Source organism: Streptomyces daqingensis, from assembly GCF_014645895.1.
Classification (GTDB): Bacteria; Actinomycetota; Actinomycetes; order Streptomycetales; family Streptomycetaceae; genus Streptomyces; species Streptomyces daqingensis.
In genome coordinates this window covers 501,216-518,418 of sequence record NZ_BMMP01000001.1, presented here as the reverse complement: position 1 = coordinate 518,418, position 17,203 = coordinate 501,216, and the positions used below count along the sequence as shown (strand labels likewise).

Annotated in this window: 15 protein-coding genes; 1 reads left to right on the top strand and 14 read right to left on the bottom strand. The window is 67.8% G+C overall.

Translation table 11 applies throughout. The features are described from left to right. Positions 1–673: 673 nt before the first annotated feature. The 3 genes from IEY56_RS02265 to IEY56_RS02255 all read right to left on the bottom strand — a co-directional run bounded on the left by IEY56_RS02265 (position 674) and on the right by IEY56_RS02255 (position 4,390). Positions 674–1,762, bottom strand: coding sequence for a cytochrome P450 (locus tag IEY56_RS02265; protein ID WP_308424105.1), 1,089 nt, complete (start codon positions 1,760–1,762; stop codon positions 674–676). Between the two features lie 410 nt (positions 1,763–2,172). After that, positions 2,173–2,523, bottom strand: a complete 351-nt coding sequence (locus IEY56_RS02260; RefSeq protein WP_189035312.1) for a hypothetical protein — start codon at positions 2,521–2,523, stop codon at positions 2,173–2,175. 70 nt (positions 2,524–2,593) lie between these two features. Continuing rightward, the gene (locus tag IEY56_RS02255; protein WP_189035311.1) at positions 2,594–4,390 is read right to left on the bottom strand and encodes a carbamoyltransferase family protein; all 1,797 of its coding nucleotides are present in this window, start codon (positions 4,388–4,390) and stop codon (positions 2,594–2,596) included. A gap of 564 nt (positions 4,391–4,954) precedes the next feature. Here IEY56_RS02255 and IEY56_RS02250 point away from each other — a divergent pair. Further along, the gene (locus IEY56_RS02250) at positions 4,955–5,977 is read left to right on the top strand and encodes an alpha/beta hydrolase (RefSeq protein WP_189035310.1); all 1,023 of its coding nucleotides are present in this window, start codon (positions 4,955–4,957) and stop codon (positions 5,975–5,977) included. Positions 5,978–6,211: 234 nt separating this feature from the next. Here IEY56_RS02250 and IEY56_RS02245 read toward each other — a convergent pair whose 3' ends face one another. The 11 genes from IEY56_RS02245 to IEY56_RS02195 form a co-directional block, all read right to left on the bottom strand. Beyond that, positions 6,212–7,909: a fatty acyl-AMP ligase gene (locus IEY56_RS02245; protein WP_189035309.1), complete on the bottom strand. Its 1,698-nt coding sequence runs from the start codon at positions 7,907–7,909 to the stop codon at positions 6,212–6,214. Further along, positions 7,906–10,632 carry an aminotransferase class III-fold pyridoxal phosphate-dependent enzyme gene (locus tag IEY56_RS02240; protein ID WP_189035308.1) on the bottom strand — a complete coding sequence of 909 codons (2,727 nt, stop codon included), beginning with the start codon at positions 10,630–10,632 and terminating at the stop codon, positions 7,906–7,908. The genes IEY56_RS02245 and IEY56_RS02240 overlap by 4 nt, the downstream gene beginning before the upstream one ends. After that, a complete protein-coding gene (locus tag IEY56_RS02235) occupies positions 10,629–10,889 on the bottom strand; it encodes an acyl carrier protein (protein WP_189035307.1) in 261 nt (86 codons plus the stop codon). The genes IEY56_RS02240 and IEY56_RS02235 overlap by 4 nt, the downstream gene beginning before the upstream one ends. A gap of 73 nt (positions 10,890–10,962) precedes the next feature. Beyond that, complete coding sequence (locus IEY56_RS02230) at positions 10,963–11,538, bottom strand: 4'-phosphopantetheinyl transferase family protein (protein ID WP_189035306.1); 576 nt, start codon at positions 11,536–11,538, stop codon at positions 10,963–10,965. Next, positions 11,535–11,789, bottom strand: coding sequence for a phosphopantetheine-binding protein (locus tag IEY56_RS02225; protein WP_189035305.1), 255 nt, complete (start codon positions 11,787–11,789; stop codon positions 11,535–11,537). The genes IEY56_RS02230 and IEY56_RS02225 overlap by 4 nt, the downstream gene beginning before the upstream one ends. Continuing rightward, the gene (locus IEY56_RS02220) at positions 11,782–12,645 is read right to left on the bottom strand and encodes an alpha/beta fold hydrolase (protein WP_189035304.1); all 864 of its coding nucleotides are present in this window, start codon (positions 12,643–12,645) and stop codon (positions 11,782–11,784) included. The genes IEY56_RS02225 and IEY56_RS02220 overlap by 8 nt, the downstream gene beginning before the upstream one ends. Positions 12,646–12,659: 14 nt before the next feature. Further along, positions 12,660–13,604: an NAD(P)H-dependent flavin oxidoreductase gene (locus IEY56_RS02215; protein ID WP_189035303.1), complete on the bottom strand. Its 945-nt coding sequence runs from the start codon at positions 13,602–13,604 to the stop codon at positions 12,660–12,662. Positions 13,605–13,639: 35 nt separating this feature from the next. Next, a complete protein-coding gene (locus IEY56_RS02210; RefSeq protein ID WP_189035302.1) occupies positions 13,640–14,470 on the bottom strand; it encodes an aminoacyl--tRNA ligase-related protein in 831 nt (276 codons plus the stop codon). Then, entirely contained in the window at positions 14,467–14,712 is a 246-nt protein-coding gene (locus IEY56_RS02205; RefSeq protein ID WP_045862104.1) for an acetylxylan esterase, read from the bottom strand. Before IEY56_RS02205 ends, IEY56_RS02210 begins: the two co-directional genes overlap by 4 nt. After that, a complete protein-coding gene (locus tag IEY56_RS02200; RefSeq protein WP_189035301.1) occupies positions 14,709–15,587 on the bottom strand; it encodes a diiron oxygenase in 879 nt (292 codons plus the stop codon). Before IEY56_RS02200 ends, IEY56_RS02205 begins: the two co-directional genes overlap by 4 nt. 41 nt (positions 15,588–15,628) lie before the next feature. After that, complete coding sequence (locus IEY56_RS02195) at positions 15,629–16,600, bottom strand: hypothetical protein (RefSeq protein ID WP_189035300.1); 972 nt, start codon at positions 16,598–16,600, stop codon at positions 15,629–15,631. Positions 16,601–17,203 lie beyond the last annotated feature (603 nt).

The following is a 17,203-nucleotide window of genomic DNA, read 5'->3' as shown; positions in this document are numbered from 1 at the left end:
GCGGCCTGACCCGCTGCTCTTCGGTGCGCGAGCCGGCTCCGGAGACGGCAGCGTGCGTCCCTGCCCCCGCCGTGCGGCTCACTCGGGACACCGTGCACGGCAGGTCCGGCCCTGCGCTCTGTTGCGCATACACCGCCCAGCCTTCCCATGACGCAGCGCCCTGCGGAGAGGCAGGCTCGCACAGGGAATCTGGCTACTTTCTGCACAAGCTATGAAGGAGCTATGCGCAAAGCCTGTGCATCGGTCACGGGTGAGGAAACCGCGGGAGGCCAGAGGCGAGGGCGACTTGGACTTCGAAACCGGCGGTCAGGGAGGCCGGTCGCCGCCCGCAGGACGGGCCTCGAACGGCGACCGCCGCGGAGAGCTCAGCGCGCGAGCTCCAACGCCGGGGAGACACGCACGCCCGCTCGAACTCCCGTTGGAGGCACCCCGGTTCGGTGTTCTGAGCGGTTCGCGCACCCTCCGGGTCACACACCGACAGGTGGCCTCGTCCGATCTTCGACGAGCCGGGCACGGCACTGGGCACGACCTGTATGAATGGACACTCGCCGGGCAAGGGCGATGCATCCGCAATCCGTGAAAACTCGCTCCCGCACCGTGGTGTGGAAGCGAGTCTTCCGCTGTCAGGGCAGGCTGAAGGCGTCTGCGCGGGGCTCGGCCTTCACCGGCCCGTTCACCACGTTACGGGCAGGTGGTGCACTCCGTAGACGGCCATGTCCGAGCGCATCGGAATGTTCTCCGGGGGCTCGGCGAGGCGCAGTTCGGGGAAGCGTTGAAGGAGTGTGGAGAAGCCGATGCGCAGCTCCAGACGTGCCAGTTGCTGCCCGAGGCACTGATGGATGCCGTGGCTGAAGGTCAGGTGCGCCTTCTTGCGGGTGATGTCGAACTGGTCGGGGTCCGCGTACTGGTCCGGGTCGCGGTTCATGCTCGGGAGGTGGATCAGGACCGGTTCCCCGGCGGGCAGGGTCACCCCGTCGATTTCGACGTCCTCGATGGGCGTGCGCTGGACGCCGATGTGCACGACCGTGAGGTAGCGCAGCAGTTCCTCGACCGTGCCCTCCGTGAGTGACTCGTCGGCACGGAGCATGGCCAGCTGTTCGGGGTTGCTGAGCAGCGCGTAGGTGCCGAGTGCGAGCGTGTTCGCGGTCGTGACGTGCCCGGCCACCAGCAGCATCAGGGTGGCGCCGATCATCTCCGGTTCGCTGATGTCGTCGGCTGTGGCCAGCACGCTGAAGACGTCGTCGGCCGGGTCCTTCTTCTTGATCTGGAGGAGAGTGCCGACGAGTTCGGTGATATCCCCCAACGCCGCTCTCGCCTCTTCGGGCTCGATCTCCAGACGGAGCAGCTTCTCCGAGTTTCCTTCGAACCGGTCGCGGTGGCCGAAAGGGACTCCGAGGAGTTCGCAGATCACCTGGGAGGAGACCGGCAACGCGTAGTCGTGCACCAGGTCGGCCGGGGGCCCCTTGCGCGTCATCGCGTCCGCGTAGTCCGCCGTGATCTGTTCGATCCGGGGGGTGAGCTGCCGCATTCTCCGGAGAGTGAACTGACCGGTGAGGCGCCGCCGGATGCGGGTGTGCTCGGGCGGATCCATGTGCTCCATCAGACCCGGGATTCCCGCCTCGAGATCCGCGGGACGGTCGGAGGGGAACGCCATGTGCTTGTACTTGATGTCCGACGAGAAACGCCGGTGGTCCGCCAGGATCTCGCGGCCCTGGTTGTACCCGGTTACCAGCCAGCCCTTCACTCCGTCGGGAAAGGTCATCCTGCTGATCGGCTGTTCGCCCTGCAGGTTCCTTACCGTGTCGGGCGGATCGAAGGGGCGCTCACGGAATGTCGGCAGTCCGTTCGTGATGGGGCAGGAAGAGACCGTCATAGTTTCCTAACCTGGATTGTTTCATGCAACTACGCTGCTGGCGGGAGAGGTTCACTCCGTGCGACGGATGTGGTTCCGCCACCGCCACCAGTAACCGCCGCGGGTGTATCCGGTCTTCTCGGATCGTCACCGTGCACGGCAGCTGATCGGAAATCTGAATCGCAATGAACCGGGCCGACAGACCGCGCCCAGCGGGAAAGGGCGACCGGCAACACAGCGCGGACCGCGGGGTGGAGCGGGAAATTCTGCACGGTGGGCTGGATGCCGGCCTGGACGGCGCTGCCCTCCATGCCGAGGTCTCAGTCCGGCTTTTCCGCTGCCTGCGTTGCCTGACCGTTTCGCAGAGAGGGTGCTGATCTGGGAGCGGGGCTGTTCGCCGGCTGCCCCCCGGCGCGTGCGCGGCAGGCGTATTTCGTTGTTTCGACGACGCTCCTGGCAAGGCCGATCGCTTCGTGCAGCAAGTCCATGTGGTCGGTCGCGTCGTCGCGGTCCTGCTGGGTGCGCAGCAGGAAGGCCGCGCACGTGATGGCGTCGTGGGCGGCGCTGACCTCGGGGATGCGCAGATCCGCGTGGCGCAGGCGGCCGGCCAGTGTCGCCAGGTGCTCAGTGACCGTCGGCAGCCCCGCGGGCTGTTCGTGGATGGTGGACATCGAGGGCACCTTTCACCAATCCGCACGCCGGGACGCCGCATCGGGCCGTCCCGGCGTGCGGGGTGGGATGTCACGCAGGCTGACCGGTCTTGGTGACGAGGTAGTCACCGAGGACCAGATAGTCGATTTCGGTGCCCAGGAAGCAGTTGAGCGCGTCCGAGGGGGAGTTCACGATGGGCTCGCCCGCGACGTTGAAGGACGTGTTGATCAGGCAGGGCACGTCGGTCCGTTCCGTGAAACGGCGCAGCAGCTTGGCGAGCAGCGGCGTGTCCTCGTCGGTGAGCGTCTGCACCCTGGACGTGCCGTCCACATGCGTCGCCCCGGGGATGACGTCGTGGTACTCGGACCGGACGGGGAAGACGAACGTCATGTAGGGCGAGCGCTTCTTGCGGCCCATCTCGAAGATCTTCGGCGCGTCCTGCTCCATCACGATCGGCGCGAACGGGCGGAACGGTTCCCGGTGCTTGACCCGCATGTTGATGACGTCCTTGATGTCCGGGAACCGCGGGTTGGCGAGGATGCTGCGGTGGCCCAGAGCGCGGGGACCGTGTTCGAGGCGGCCCTGGAACCAGCCGATGACGACCTTCTCGGTCAGCAGCTCGGTCACCCGCTCGATGACCTCGTCCCCGGCCAGCTTGTTCCACTGCACCTGGTCGCCGAAGTCGCGCAGGGCCGCTTCGATATCGGCGTCGTCGAAGGAGGGGCCCAGGTAGGGGGTGACCGTCTCGGCGAGAGGCGTCCGGGTGGTGTCCGGGTGGTTGGCCCAGGCATGGACCGCCGCACCGATGACGACTCCGGTGTCGCTGGCACCGAAGCTGACCGACATGTCCTCGAAGCCGGAGCCTTCGAGGAGGTGGGTGTTGTTCACGCAGTTCAGGGCCAGGCCGCCCTCGAAGAGCAGGTGCTTCAGATCGGTCCTGGTCTCCAGCGCACGGAGCTGGTGGCTGGTGACGGCGGTGACCATGTCCTGGGCCGCGGCGGCCACCGTCGCCTTGTACTCGACGGTGTCCTGGAAGGGGCCGAAGTGCTGCTCGAACAGGTCGTCGAAGCAGCGGGGGTTCTCCACGTCGTGCGGCCTGCACAGTGTGTAGCGCCCGTCGTCGTGCAGCTGGACGATGTGTTCGAGGAACGGGTTCGGTGACGGGGCCCCGGCGAACCCGGAGAGGCCCATGACCTTGTACTCGTCGTTGTTGGGCACGAACCCCAGATACCGCGTGACCGACGCGTACAGGTTGCCGATCGAGTCGTTGGCGCTGATGGTGGACTCTTCGAACACGCGGGGGCGGCCGTCGCGTATCTCGCCGACGACGGACGAGAACAGTTCAGCGCGGCCGTCGCTGATGAGGAAGGCGGAGTCCTTCTTGCCGGCCATGTAGTAGCCGGTCATCGCATGCGCCAGGTGGTGCTGCACGAACACGACCCGGTCCGGGTCCGGAGTGAAGCCGGTACGTTCGGCGAAGTCGGCGAGAATCGCTTCACGTCCGAGCACCTTGTCGAACAAGGCGCTCAGGTGGCTGAGGCGCTCCGCCTTCTCGGCGGGCTTCAGCGGGGCTCCCGCGAGCTCGCCCATCATCACATTGAATATCTCGTCGGTGAAGTTCCAGGGGATTGCGATGAGGTCGACGTCGGAGAATTTGACACCGGCCTGCTCAAGGCACCAGTTGACTGCCTGGAACGGGAAGTCCGAAGTCTTCTTCTGCCGGTTGAGACGTTCTTCCTCGACGGCGGCGACCAGCTCGCCGTCCACCAGCAGCGCCGCTCCCGAGTCGTGCCCGAGCACATAGTGCTTCTCGGTACCGACCGCACCGAACTCGTCGGCGAATACCTCCGCGCCCCGGGTGAACCCGTTGCACCCCAGAACAATCATGACCCTAATTCCTTATCTGTTGTGCCGTCTCAGGTGCGCGTCCACCTGCGTTCGGCTCCTGGGCAAGTTCACCGGCGGTGTCGGACCAGCGCGACGTCGCTGTCCTGGCTGTCTTCGTGCAAGACGGTGGCTGAGTGACGTGGTGCCGCCTGCCGATCGCGGCTGCAGCGTCGTACTCCCGGAGGTGCAGTATTCGTGTGAACCACGCTCCCTCCCGGCCCGGCTGCCCGCACCGGCGTGAACTCCGGACCTGTTTCGCGAACGCAGAAAACTGCGCACAGCGTTTACCAGCGGCAAGTTTTCCGTTACGTTACCGGCGTCTACCAGAACGCGGCAACATGCGTATCACACCGCCATATGTGAGTTCCTCACAATATGCAGTAGCCGGAATCATCCGTGCCGTGCGGAACTCAGCGGTGAAGCACGTAACGACAGCGTGGCAGGTCGAGTACATTGTCGTCGGGTGGGAGAAGTCAGACAATGTCTTCCCCGGCTCCCGAAAAGAAGCGACGGCATCCCTGCTTGCCGTATTCATACACCGGCCCGTCCGAGGAGTGGCTTGGTATGCCATTAGACCGCATATTCCGTAGTCTGATCGCCTGGCAAAGCGCCGACGGCCCTCCGGTTCCCGCCCGTGCACTGACCGCCGAGCAGGTGCGCGAGAGGTATCTGGCGAATTCGGTGCGTCCCGACGGCCACGGCGACTCTCCTCTCGACGCCGTCAGCACGGAGGACCTCACGGTCCAGGGCCCGGACGGGGCCGTCGTGCCGTGCCGCGTCTACTCCCCCGCCGGCACGGACCGGGGGCGGGTGATGACGTTTCTGCACGGGGGAGGCTGGGTGGCCGGGGACCTCGACAGCCACGACAGGGCCTGCCGTCTGGTGGCGGAGTCGCTGGGCTCGGTGGTCGTCTCGGTCGGCTACCGGCGGGCGCCGGAGTTCCCCTATCCCGCGGCGCTGGTCGACGCATGCGCCGCGGCGCGCTGGACGAGCCGGTCCTTCCCCGGCCGCGCCCATGTGATCGGTGGCGACAGCGCCGGCGCGAGCCTGGCGTTGGGGGTCGCCATGGAGGCACGCGAGGCCGGTGGCCCCGAGTTCGCCGCTCAGCTCCTCCTGTACCCGCCGGCGGACCCGTCACTGCTGTTCGCCGCGAGCAGCGAGTGCGCCGAGGGGTATCTGCTGTCGGTCGACGACATGGCCTGGTTCTACGACCTGTACGTGCCCGACGAGCGACGCCGCCGAGACCCGGCCGTCGATCTGCTCCACGCGGACCTGCGGAATCTGCCGCCCGCCGTGATCGGCACGGCGGAGTTCGACCCGCTCCGTGACGAAGGAGTGGAGCTGGCCGACAAGCTGGCTGTCTGCGAGGTCGACGTCCGTCACGTGCCGGGGCCGGGCCTGATACACGGCTACTTCCTCATGCACGAACTGGTGCCGGCGGCAGCGAAGCGTGCGCAGCGGGTACTTCAGGAGCTGGACGCCGTACTCGGTCCGGTACGTGAAGCGGAGCCGGGTGCCGCGGAAGAGCAAGCCGCAGGCAGGAGCGAGGCGAAGGCGGCGGCTGCCGCCCGTGGGACGTCCCGCTGACGGACGGCGCCGGGGCGGGAAGGGCCGGCCGCCCCGCCCCGGAGACACAGGCAGGACCGGAACCGGCGCCCTGGGATCAGCTCCAGGGCGCCGGCAGTCGCCGGTTTGGCCTGCACCGGTGGGCTCGCCGCGGGTCGGCCCCGAGAGGACACGAACCGGGTGGCCCGTCCACCGCGGGGTCCGTCCGGGCTCAGGAAGCTGCACGGACCGCCGCGGGGCTGCGGCCGCGCCGGCTCACTCGTCCGCTGCGGCAGCCGGTTCGACGAACAACTCCCGTGCCTTGGACCGCTGCAGCTTTCCACTGGTCGTCTTCGGAATGCTCCGCCGGGGAACCAGGTGGACCTGCGCAGGAGTCACGCCGGTGCGCGAGCTGACCGCACCGCGGATCGCCAGGCGCAGGGCTTCCCTCTCCTCGCCCTCGACCTCCGTCTCGGCGATCACGTGGAGGTCCTCGGAGTCGCTGTCAGCGGCACGGTGTCCCACCGCGATCACGGCGCCCAGGCGGACACCGGGCACGGTCTCGGCGGCCTGCTCGAAGTCGGAGGGGAAGTAGTTGGCACCGCGGATGATCACCAGGTCCTTGGCCCTGCCGGTGATGCGCAGACTGCCGTCCCGCAGGTAGCCGATGTCGCCCGTCTTCCACCAGCCCTCCTCCTCGAGGCAGGCGGCGGTCTCCTGGGGAAGTTCGAAGTACCCGACCGTGCGCGAGGGGCTGCGGAACTGGAGGTGACCGATGTGGTCCTCGCCCAGCGGGTGGCCGTCGCCGTCCACGACGCGGATCTCCGTACCCTCGATCGGCCGGCCGCAGTCGACCACGTGCAGAGCCTCGACGCTCTCCGGGTCGACATCGGTGACCTGGCCGTGGGTGGCGGCCGCGCCGCGGTCGATGGAGTCGACCCTCATGGCGTCTTCCGGCATGCCGGTGGTGATGACCAGCGAGGCTTCCGCCATGCCGTAGCCCGGGGTGAAGGCGTCGCGGGGCAGGCCCCAGTCGACGAACCGCTCGACGAAGCGCCGGACGGTGTCGGGCTGGATCGGTTCCGCGCCGCACAGAGCGGCCCGCCAGCTGGAGAGGTCCACTCCCTCCAGGGCCTCGTCACGCACGCGTGAAGTGACGTACCCGTAGCCGAAGTTCGGCGCGGCCCCGAGGGTGCCGCGGTAGGTGCTGATGTGCCGCAGCCACTCCGCCGGTTCGCGCAGGAACCGGGCGGGGGGCATGAGCACCCCGTCCGAACCCGCGTAGACGGGGCACATGAGTCCTGTGATCAGGCCCATGTCGTGGTAGAGCGGTATCCAGCTGACGTTGACGTCTTCGCGTGTCCAGTTGATCGCCGTCGTGAACTGCTCGCAGTTCACCGCCAGATTGGCGTGGGAGATCATGACGCCCTTGGGCGTGCCCGTCGACCCGGACGTGCACTGGATCAGCGCCAGATCGTCGCCGCTGGGCCGCCGTACCGGGTGCGCGGGGGCGTCTTCGGCGGTGGCGCGGACGTAGAGCTCCCCGCCGTCGAGCATCGCGGCGCCGTCCAGATCGGGCAGAGCGTCGATCACCGTGGCCGTCGTGACCACCGCGGCCGGCCGCAGATAGCTCACGATGTCCTTCATCTGCCCTTCGGCACCCGCCGCTCCCCCGAACCTCAGGGGGACAGCCACGGCCGTCGGCACGGCTCCGAGCAGCTGCGCGCCGAAGAAGGCGGTGATGAACTGCGGTCCGGTCGGCAGGCACAGCACCACCCGGTCGCCATGGCCGACACCGTGCTCCGCGAGAGCGGCGGCGCACCGCGCCGCCCGGGCCAGGAGCACGTCGTGGCGCAGCGCCTCCTCCTTGCCCGGTTCCGGGATCACCGTGATCGACGCCCCGTCGGGGCCGCGTTCGGCCTGCGCCAGTAACGCATGCACGACGCTGGGGAATTTCGGACGCAGTCCGGTCATCGGTACTCCTTAAGGGGGCTGCTGAGCTGGTCCTCGACCCACGGCTCCACGGAGACGTCGTCATGGACGATGCGAGCGGGGTGGAACCCGTGCCGGATCGCCAGGTCCCGGGATGCGAGCGCACCGGTCAGGGACAGCCCTCCGTAAGAGGGGCTCGGCGTCTTCGGCTCCAGACCGAGCAGGGTCGCCTCGGCCATGCAGGAATAGACGATCCCCGGCGGCAGCGTGATCCCCGGGTAGTGGGGCGTCTGCAGTTCCGGGAGCTGGATACGGCCACCGGAGACGAGCGTGACGTTGGACATGCCTGCCACGTCCGGGTGCACGTCGCCGGGAACCGCGAGATCGCAGATCAGCACCTCGCGGTCTCCGGCCAGATGGCCGGGGGCGATCACGGGGTCGGCCGAGTTGGTGGCGCTGACGACGATCGGGCAGTCCCGCAGCGCGTCGAGGTCCTCGGCGATCGAGATCTTCGTCTGGCCGGCGAGCCGGTCCGCCAGCCGCTTGAGCCGCCGCGCCGAACCGGGCCTGCCGACCAGCACGATCGAATCGCAGTGCGGGGCGATGAGTTCGGCCATCACGGCACCGATGTTGCCTATGCCGCCGACGAGACCGACGCGGCGTTCGCCCGTGCCGGACCCGGCGAGTTTCGTCAGCAGCAGGTCGTACGCGCAGGCCGCCGTCAGCGAGTTGCCGGAGGTCACCTTGACGTCGTCCTCCACCACGTCCCGCGCGGCGCTGGTGACGATCGAGGTGTGTCCCCCCAGGCCGATGACACCGGCACCCAGCGAGACGCTGAACTCCACCGCGTCCAGTACCGTCCGGCGCAGCCACGCCCCGTGACCGGCCTGGAGAGCGGTGACGGCCTGAGCGGCCGTGAACGGGACGGCCACCATGATCACTTCGGCCGTCTCCCCCGTCGCCGAGGTGATGCGGTTCCGTGCGACCTCGAAGGGGTCGGCCTCCCCCCACATGCGGTCGAACACCGCCGCGCACTGGTCGTCCGACCACTCGCCGAGCTCCGGCGCCAACGACCGCAGCTTGCCCGGGACATCCATGTTGGCGAGGAACGCGACGCGTGACACGTCCGTCTCCGCGCTGCCGTCGGCAGCCGCGCGGTCACGCCGGGGCAGGGGAACGTGCTGCCTGGGCTGCCACGCTCCGTCCGCCGGAACTGTCAGATGCTCGAGCAGCGTCGCGTACTCGCCGCGGGAGAACAGACCGGCGACCTCGTCGAACGCGGTGGCGATGCGGTCCACGTCCGCGGGTGCGAGCAGCGCCGAGGGCTGGATGCGGACGGTCGTGGGAGCGGAGAGAGTGGGGATGACCCTGATGCCGTGTGTGTGCAGCAGACGCCCCGCGATCAGGTAGCCGAGGGACTCGGAGTCGAAGAGCTCCCGCAGGAGACCCGATGCGGGCCGGGGCAGGGCGAATTCGACGCCCCAGAGCAGTCCGCGGCCCCGCACCGCTACCACCGCGTCCGGCCAGCGTGATGCCACCTCCGCCAGCCGGTCGCGCAGCAGAGTGCCCGTCTCGGTGATCCGGTCCAGGTACCCGCAGGCGAGGTCCAGTGAGGCCGTGGCGATGCGTGAGGAGAACTCGTCGTCGGCGAAGGTCGAGGTGTGGTGGCGCCCGAACTCCGGCACGTACCGGTCCTCGCGGACCAGGAGCGCCGAGATCTTGGCCAGACCGCCGCCGAGCGACTTGGAGAACAGGTAGTAGTCGGCCGCCACACCGGACTTCTCCGAGGCGAGGAAGGTACCGGTACGCCCCATGCCGCACTGGATCTCGTCGAAGACCAGCGCCGCGTCGTGCAGATCGGCCAGCTCACGCAGGGCGGCCAGGGTCTCGGCCGGGACCTCGTGGACTCCGGCTTCTCCCTGGATCGGTTCGACGAAGCACGCGGCGACGGGCGAGAGGTGACGCACCGTCGAGTGCGGTACCCCGGAGGAGTCGACGGTGACCGAAGGCACCTCGGCGCGCAGGGAGTCGAAAGCGGTCACGACCGCCTGAGGCGTCCAGTCGCTCAGACGCCGGTGCTGCGGTCCGGGTACGTGCAGGTCCGCCGGCACGTTGGTTCCGTGGGTGAGGGTGCCCGCGCCGGTCGACTTGCCGTGGAAGGCGTTCGCCAGCGAGACGAAGACCGGGTCCAGCCCGCGCAGTTCGACGATCCGCTCCAGAGCCTGGTTCAGCAGCTCCTCGCAGGGGCGGCCGGCCGCGGGCCCGCTCGCACAGGGGGTGTCCGCCATCCCGTCACGCCGTACGCGCCGCAGCTGGACCTCGTACTGTTCCTGCAGCGCACCGAGGCGGCGCCTGTGCTCGACGGTCGCGTGCTTCACCGCGGCTTCCACGGCCTCCGCGCCGGTGTTGCCGAGCGTGGTCACGTAGCGGGCGCCGGTGGTCGCCCCGACGAGCGAGGACAGCCTCTCGGCCAGCTCGGCCGCTCCCGGCCGGATGCTGGCCTGGGCGTTGAAGGGGGTCTCCTCCTCCAGGCACTGCCGCGCAACCTCCAGCAGCGCCGGGTGGTTGTGGCCGAACAGCGAGGCGCCGGCGCCGCCGACCAGGTCCAGCACGTCCCTGGCCGTCTCACCGTTCCCGGCGCTCGGCGTCTCCTGCGTGAGGTGGTCGCCCCGGCCGGCCCGGTACGTCACATCCAGGTGCAGGGCGCGGAAGAGCCGGGCGAACTCGGGCCTGGTGTAGCGCGCGAATGCGGACTTGGCGTTCATACGTCACCGTCTCCCTGCCCGGCATGCACCGTCAGAGACGCGGTGATCTGCTCCACCACGTCGCGCAGCGTCTGCATCGACGCCGCCTCGTCATCAGAGATGTGCACGTCGAAAGCCGACTCGAGCTCGATGACCGCTTCGATGGAGCGGACGGAATCCAGTCCGTAGTCGACCAGCGGAACATCCGGGTCGAGTTGGGGTACCTGCAGCTGGCGACGGAACAGTTCATCGACGACGCCGAGGATCTCTCGGTTCATGCCTTCTTCCTTCCTCCCTGCGGTGCACTCTTCCTCTGTTCCTGCGCGAGCCCGAAAGGTGAGGCGACCGAGCTCATCGCCGTATGGCTACGGCGAACGAGAGGCCTGTCGGCGGGCTGACCCACACCGCCACCGATTCGCCTCGGTAGGACGCGGTCAGCCGCTCACCGCAGGGGGCGAGCCGGAGCCGCCAGAACGGAAAGGCGCCCAGTGCGCCGGAGCCGTTCAGGGCTTTGAAAGCAGCCTCCTTGGAGGCGAACAACTCACGCGGGGTGTACTCGCCGGCCGGAGGGAGCAACGTTTGCCGCTCCTCCTCGCTGAGGACGAAAGCGGCGACGCGAGGACTGATGTCCGCGTCCTCGATGTCGATGCCGACTCCCGCGGCGCCGGGAACGACCACCGCGGCTGCCAGGCGTTCCGTGTGAGAGATCGAGCCGGCGAAACCCGGCGGGAAGCGGGGCCGGCCGTCGGCTTCACGCGGTACGTGCCGGACGCCCGACCCGGCTGACGCCAGGGCCGCGGCCGCCGCACAGCGCCCCGCAGCGGTCTGCTGGGCCGGCCCGTAGGGCGGCGGCACCCGGCAGCAGCCGAGCGGCGTCTTCGGCGGGACGCCCGCGGGAAGCCGCAGCCCGGCCACCGTCTCTTTCACCCTCGCAGCGCCACGACATGTCCGGCCAGCGAATCGATCGACCGCAGCACTTCGGGTTCGACATCGTCTTCCCATTCGAAACCGAACGTCTCCTCCATCGCGACCAGCAGACTGACCAGTCCGGTGGAGGACACTCCGGCCTCCCGGAGCGACATCGTGTCCGGCACGCCCTCGAACCGCCGGTTGCCGCCGAACAGCTCCGCGAGAAGTTCGCGGATGCGCTGCCGGACGGCGGCGATTCCTTCAGGCATCCGCTTCGACTTCCTCGACGAACTTGCGCACTATCGCCTGGAAGCCGTCGGGGTCGTCGAGGAACGGCACGTGACCGGCGTTCGGCATGATCTCGCAACGGCCCTTCGGGAACAGTGCGGCCACGTCGTGGCCGCGCGCGGGGCTCAGAAGGATGTCGTCGTCGCCGAGGACGATCAGCGACGGCGCCTGGACCCGGGACAGCAACTCCGGGCTGGTGTCGCCCTGTTGTGCCAGGCGCAGACCGCCCGCGAGCTCCTCGGGGGTGTTCATGGCGGTGAAGGCCTCCCGCAGCCCCAGGAATCCGGGAGTGCCGCCCTCCTCGTTCATCTCCCCGCTGATGACCTCGGGATAGATCTGGTTGTACAGGGTCGCGAGACCGTGGGTCTCCAGCGTCAGCAGCCACGAGCGGTTGAGCTGGCGGTGGCGCCGCATGCCCCGCAGGCCCATCACCGGTCCGGCCAGGATCAGCCCCTTGACGCGGTCCGGGTACGCCAGCGCCACGTCCCTGGCCAGCTGCGTGGAGGCCGAGGTGCCGATCAGGTAGGTGGACTCGATCTGCAGAGCGTCGAGCAGCCCGATCACATCCTCGGCATGCTCGGCCCAGCTCGGCTCCTCCTCTAGGTGCGTGGACGCGCCGTGGTTGCACAAGTCGTACGTCACGACGCGGTAGTTCTGGGCGAGTTCCCCGGTGTACTCCCGCCAGAACGGGCTGGTGAGGAAGAAGTTGTTGAGGCACGTGATGGCGGTGCCCTCACCGTGGGACTCGTAGTAGAGCTCGACGCCCTCCCGGGTGGGGATCCGGGGCGTGTCGCGGTAGGACAGGTCCTGTCCCTCTTGTGCTTCACCGTCTGACATTGCTGTTCCTCTCCTCAGCTGTTCTCGACGCTCGGGACCGTGGGAAGGACGTGCGCGAACGCGGCGACGACGTCGGCGGCGGAGGTCTCCCCGGAGATGTCGCTGCAGGAAAGGCCGCAGTACATCGCCATTTCCTCGATCCGGCCGGTGGTCGCCTCGGTCGGCACCGCCGCGCTGAAACGCGGCACCAGGTACGGCTTGCCCTCGACCACGGTCCGGCCGATGAACTTCTTGGCCTGCGCCGGGGTTTCGGTGACGGACGTGGCCAGCACACGGTGCCGCCGGCCAGGCCAGCCGATCTCATAGACATCGGTGATCACGGTCTCGCTCCCCTTCCCGCCGGCCACAGCCGACTTGAAGCGGGCGTGCGCACGTGATTCGTGCGCGACCACGAAAGCGGTGCCGAGCAGCACACCGTCGGCTCCGGCGGCCAGGGCCCGGCGGGCTGCGTCGGGCGATCCGATCCCGCCCGCCGCGACCAGGCAGCTCCCCGGCAACCGTGCACGCAGTACGCCGACGAGCTCGTCACGCGTGGACGTTCCCAGCAGATGGCCGCCCGCTTCGGTTCCCTGCGCCACCACCACAGCGCCGTGCCCGGCCACGCGCTCCCCGTCCTCGGGGGTCCCGACCTGCACCACCAGGTGCCGGCCCGCGCCCGTGATCCGTTCCAGGACCGCGTCATCGTCGGGCACGCCGAACAGGGACAGGTACACGTGGTCCGGTGTCTCGTCCAGCACCTGCCGCACCTGGCGTCCGAGCAGCTCCGGCCCGACCACTTCGGGGATCAGGTTCACCCCGACGGGCCGGTCCGTGCCCGCGGCAAGCCGGCCGAGGATGGCCGAGAGCGCCTCGCCGGACAGCTTGTACCCGCCCACGCAGCCGGCCGCGCCGGCGTTGGAGACCGCGCACGCCAGCTCCGCGCCCGCCACGCCTCCCATGCCGGACTGCAGCAGGCTCACAGGGACACCGAGCACCTCCGCGGCCGAGGGACGCATCAGCGGAGACCTTCGACTGCGCGCAAGGCGGCGTCGGCACCGCCGAACCGCTCGGTCAGGGTGTGCACCCACCGCTCCAGGCCGAATGCGAGGCAACTGGTGTGCGCGGTCTCCGGCCCCGTGCGGATGTCGAACCGTTCACCGAAGAAGTTCCTGTGGTAGTTGACCGAGCCGATCGCCAGGCCGCCGACGACGAACTCCTCCTTGACCGGGAACAGCCGCTGCATGGTCGCCTTCGCGCTCTTCTTGTCGAAGAACGGGTCGGTGGCCACCTCCAGCCGTACGTCGAGGCCGAGTTCGGCGCACAGTTCCTTCACCGTGTCCTTGGCGCGCAGCAGATGGTTCTTCGCCCTCTCCTCGGGTCCGACGCAGACGATCTCCCGCATCGAGAAGCCGAGGAGCCGCTGCAGCCCCTGGTAGTGGTCCTCGTTGCGGAAGCAGGTGCCCACCGTGGTACGCAACGCACCTTCGGCCGGCAGCTCCGAATGCGCGAGATGCACGTAGAGCGGGTAGCAGGCAGCCGAGGGCAACGCGAACGAGGTCGGCTCCATGGCCTCGGCCGGAATCCGGTCGATCGGCCGGGACGCCTCCGTCAGCGCCTTGCCCAGACGCTCGGGATCGAGCCGGGTCGCCGCGAGACCCAGATGCGGGAAGTTGTCGTAGTAGTCCAGGCTGTCGAGATCGTCGCAGCGCATCAGGAACGGGTACCGGAACTCCGGCGCTTCCCAGTCCTCCGCCCAGCGCAGGAAGAGCGCGTCGATCGCCCGCAGGAGCCGCAGTTGGCCGCCGTCGAGGATCCCCAGACCGTTGTCAGTGCGCAAGGTCGTCATGCTGATTCCTTCTTGAAGAAACGCGCTTCCAGTGCGTCGAGGGTGCGGAAGTCGTCCAGATCCACTTCTTCCGGATCGATCATTTCCTGCGTCAACTCCTCGAGCAGGAAGATGAACTCGACGAAAGCCAGCGAATTGATGGCACGGCTGTCGATCAGGTCGAGATCGCGCGTGATGTGGTCGAGTTCCGGATTACGGCCGAGGATGAACTTCTCGACCTCCTGCATCGGCTCGCTCGTCACTTGCTCGCCTCCGTCTCCAGACCCGACTTGGCCAAGAACCTCCTGGTCCGCTTCAGGACCTCGTCGTGCGCCTCTTTCCGGGCCGGGTGCTCGAGGGCCTGGCGGCGCAGCGCCAACGCGTCCGGAATCCCCGCGTCGCGGTAAGCGGCGGGGTTGTACAGGGTGCCGATGCTGTACTGCAGGTACTGCTCCAGGTAATCGGCGACCACCGGCACCTCTGCCGGGTCGCGCTTGGCCACCTGCTCCAGGAGATTGGTGAAGATCATCCGCCCGAAGGCCACGTGCCGGCTTTCGTCCTGGTGGTGCACCCGGTTGATCTCCCGGGCGATGTGCGGCAGGGACTGGTCGGTCGCCATGCGCGCGTTGTAGAAGTCGACGATCTCCTCGAAGATCAGAATGCGCGCGAACACGATCAACTCGCGGGCCACCGGCGAGAGGTGGTCCACCGAACCGGCCTTCAGCGTGGGCTGCGCCGGGTACAGCTTGCCGCCATAGCGGAGACAGAACTGCGCGAAGAACCACATGTGTTCGTTCTCTTCGCCGATGAAGTGGTGCAGGAACTCCGAGACATCGGCGTACGTCCGCTCGTGGATACGCATCACGACTTCGCTCATCAGCTCGCGTATGCCGTGGATATTGAGGCTGAAGAAGTTGATGGCCTCGTACCGGGTCAGCGCGATCTGCTGTTCGCGGCTCAGCTCGTCCCACATCGGCGTTCCGGCCAGCGTGACCAGGCTCTCGCTCATCCACGGCAGGTCCGGCTCGATGGCGTCCGGCCAGTCGAACATCGTATACGGGTTGTAGTAACCCGACTCGGCCAGGTTCTCCAAGCGATCCAGTTCGAGCACCACGGGCTCGATTCCGCGTACCGCCATTTCAGCTCGTCCTTCCGACGGAATAGTTCAGAAACACCAGTTCACCGTGCAGGTTGAACATCCGCGCGCACCTGGACCGGTGACTGCGAACCACATCCGTGGTAACTGAGCGGCGCGTCACCGGAGGCGGTGGAAAGGATCACCTTGTTGTAGATCGACCCGATGCACAGTTCCTGGAATTCTCCGGTGTTCTTGGCCAGCCGCGCGGCCAGCTGCGCCTTGGCTATGTCGACTGTCTTGACGCGGCCGTCGTCGTCCGTTACCTCGACGCATGCGTGCGGCAGGTCCAGAGCGCCGCCGAGGACTCCGCAGAACCAGCCTCTACGCACGTTCGCCTGATATCCGGCGGCACGGAAGCGCTCGGCGAGGAACAGGCTCGCCGCGATGCAGCTCGTGGCTCCAAGGGAATGGACCAGCTCGTAGTCGAACTGCATGGCCACGGGAATCATCTGCCAGCGATAGCCCGCGTCCAGATAGTCCCTCACCGTGTTCCGGAGCTCCGCCGATTGCAAGGGGGTACGCGCCCCCGTCACGGTGACCGTCGCCGCATACTCGGCTGAACCCTGACTGGCCTCGGGAACGGTCACGCCGGCGACGTCACCGCCGAACCGGGCGACGTCCGGCCCTTCGAAATGCCACGGGGCGGCTTCGGGGCACTCCGGGCACTCCAGGGCGACTCGAAAGTTCCAGGACTTCGGGCGCAGCAGGCCGTCAACCGGGCGCCCCGCGAACCGGAAGAGCATCCGGAAGGCAAGCTCGGGCTGCGTCCTCGTCTTTCCGGAATACATTCCGAGGTTGTACAGGTCGTTCGTGTCGAAAAAGCGCCCTTCAGGCCGGCGCTCACAGGGCAGACCTGCGTCGACCAGTAACTCTATATCCTCCTGAGAACATGCGAGCATTTCCTGTGCCGAGAACTCCGGAAGTGTCCTGTGCGAGTACTCGTCGGGAACGAACTCGATAGACTCTGCTACTTCCGCCCACGGCGTATGCGCGACTTCGGTTCGGTGCGGCACAGTCTCTCCCCCGATATGGACACCCGGGCGTAATTCGCATGCATCGTCAATGCATCTTTCGCCGGGATATCTCGCTGCTACCAGCCTTATTCGGCATTATTCCGCGAAGGCAGAGCCGACATTATCAGCCAGGGGGTCACGCTCGACAGGTTTACCTGACATTCCTCTTCGTGAGTTTTTCACGATCGCTTCTGCAGAATTAACAGGCGCACTCGGAGACACAGGAGCCCAGAACGGCACGCTCGCGTCGGCACGGCAGGCCCGGCGCCTGCCCGCACCCACCGTGCCTGTACGTTCGCCGTAACCGATGCCGGCACCGCTCGATTGTCGGGCTGACCGAGCCGCATCAGTCCAGACAGGCGACGACAAAAGGGAGGGCAGCCGCCCGTTATGGGCGCGTCCCATCACTCACACGAACCCCTACGATCACATAGATCACGATGGCCACCGAGCGGGGGTGTCCGAAAAAAGCTCGGGGCGACACATCGCGGGCGCACACCTCACCGAAACCGGGGCGGGGCGGGCCGGGGCGCGCGGCATAGCGGGAACGGAGCCGTCTCTGGCCGAAACCGGTAAGCAGCTGCCGGCATTCGAGAAAAGAGC

What these genes read in the sequence shown, in the direction of transcription:
- IEY56_RS02220 (WP_189035304.1), bottom strand. Translation starts at nt 12,645, where the DNA reads ATGTCAGACGGTGAAGCACAAGAGGGACAGGACCTGTCCTACCGCGAC.
- IEY56_RS02255 (WP_189035311.1), bottom strand. Translation starts at nt 4,390, where the DNA reads ATGATTGTTCTGGGGTGCAACGGGTTCACCCGGGGCGCGGAGGTATTC.
- IEY56_RS02235 (WP_189035307.1), bottom strand. Translation starts at nt 10,889, where the DNA reads ATGAACCGAGAGATCCTCGGCGTCGTCGATGAACTGTTCCGTCGCCAG.
- IEY56_RS02245 (WP_189035309.1), bottom strand. Translation starts at nt 7,909, where the DNA reads ATGACCGGACTGCGTCCGAAATTCCCCAGCGTCGTGCATGCGTTACTG.
- IEY56_RS02250 (WP_189035310.1), top strand. Translation starts at nt 4,955, where the DNA reads ATGCCATTAGACCGCATATTCCGTAGTCTGATCGCCTGGCAAAGCGCC.
- IEY56_RS02260 (WP_189035312.1), bottom strand. Translation starts at nt 2,523, where the DNA reads ATGTCCACCATCCACGAACAGCCCGCGGGGCTGCCGACGGTCACTGAG.
- IEY56_RS02225 (WP_189035305.1), bottom strand. Translation starts at nt 11,789, where the DNA reads ATGCCTGAAGGAATCGCCGCCGTCCGGCAGCGCATCCGCGAACTTCTC.
- IEY56_RS02210 (WP_189035302.1), bottom strand. Translation starts at nt 14,470, where the DNA reads ATGACGACCTTGCGCACTGACAACGGTCTGGGGATCCTCGACGGCGGC.
- IEY56_RS02240 (WP_189035308.1), bottom strand. Translation starts at nt 10,632, where the DNA reads ATGAACGCCAAGTCCGCATTCGCGCGCTACACCAGGCCCGAGTTCGCC.
- IEY56_RS02265 (WP_308424105.1), bottom strand. Translation starts at nt 1,762, where the DNA reads ATGACCTTTCCCGACGGAGTGAAGGGCTGGCTGGTAACCGGGTACAAC.
- IEY56_RS02200 (WP_189035301.1), bottom strand. Translation starts at nt 15,587, where the DNA reads ATGGCGGTACGCGGAATCGAGCCCGTGGTGCTCGAACTGGATCGCTTG.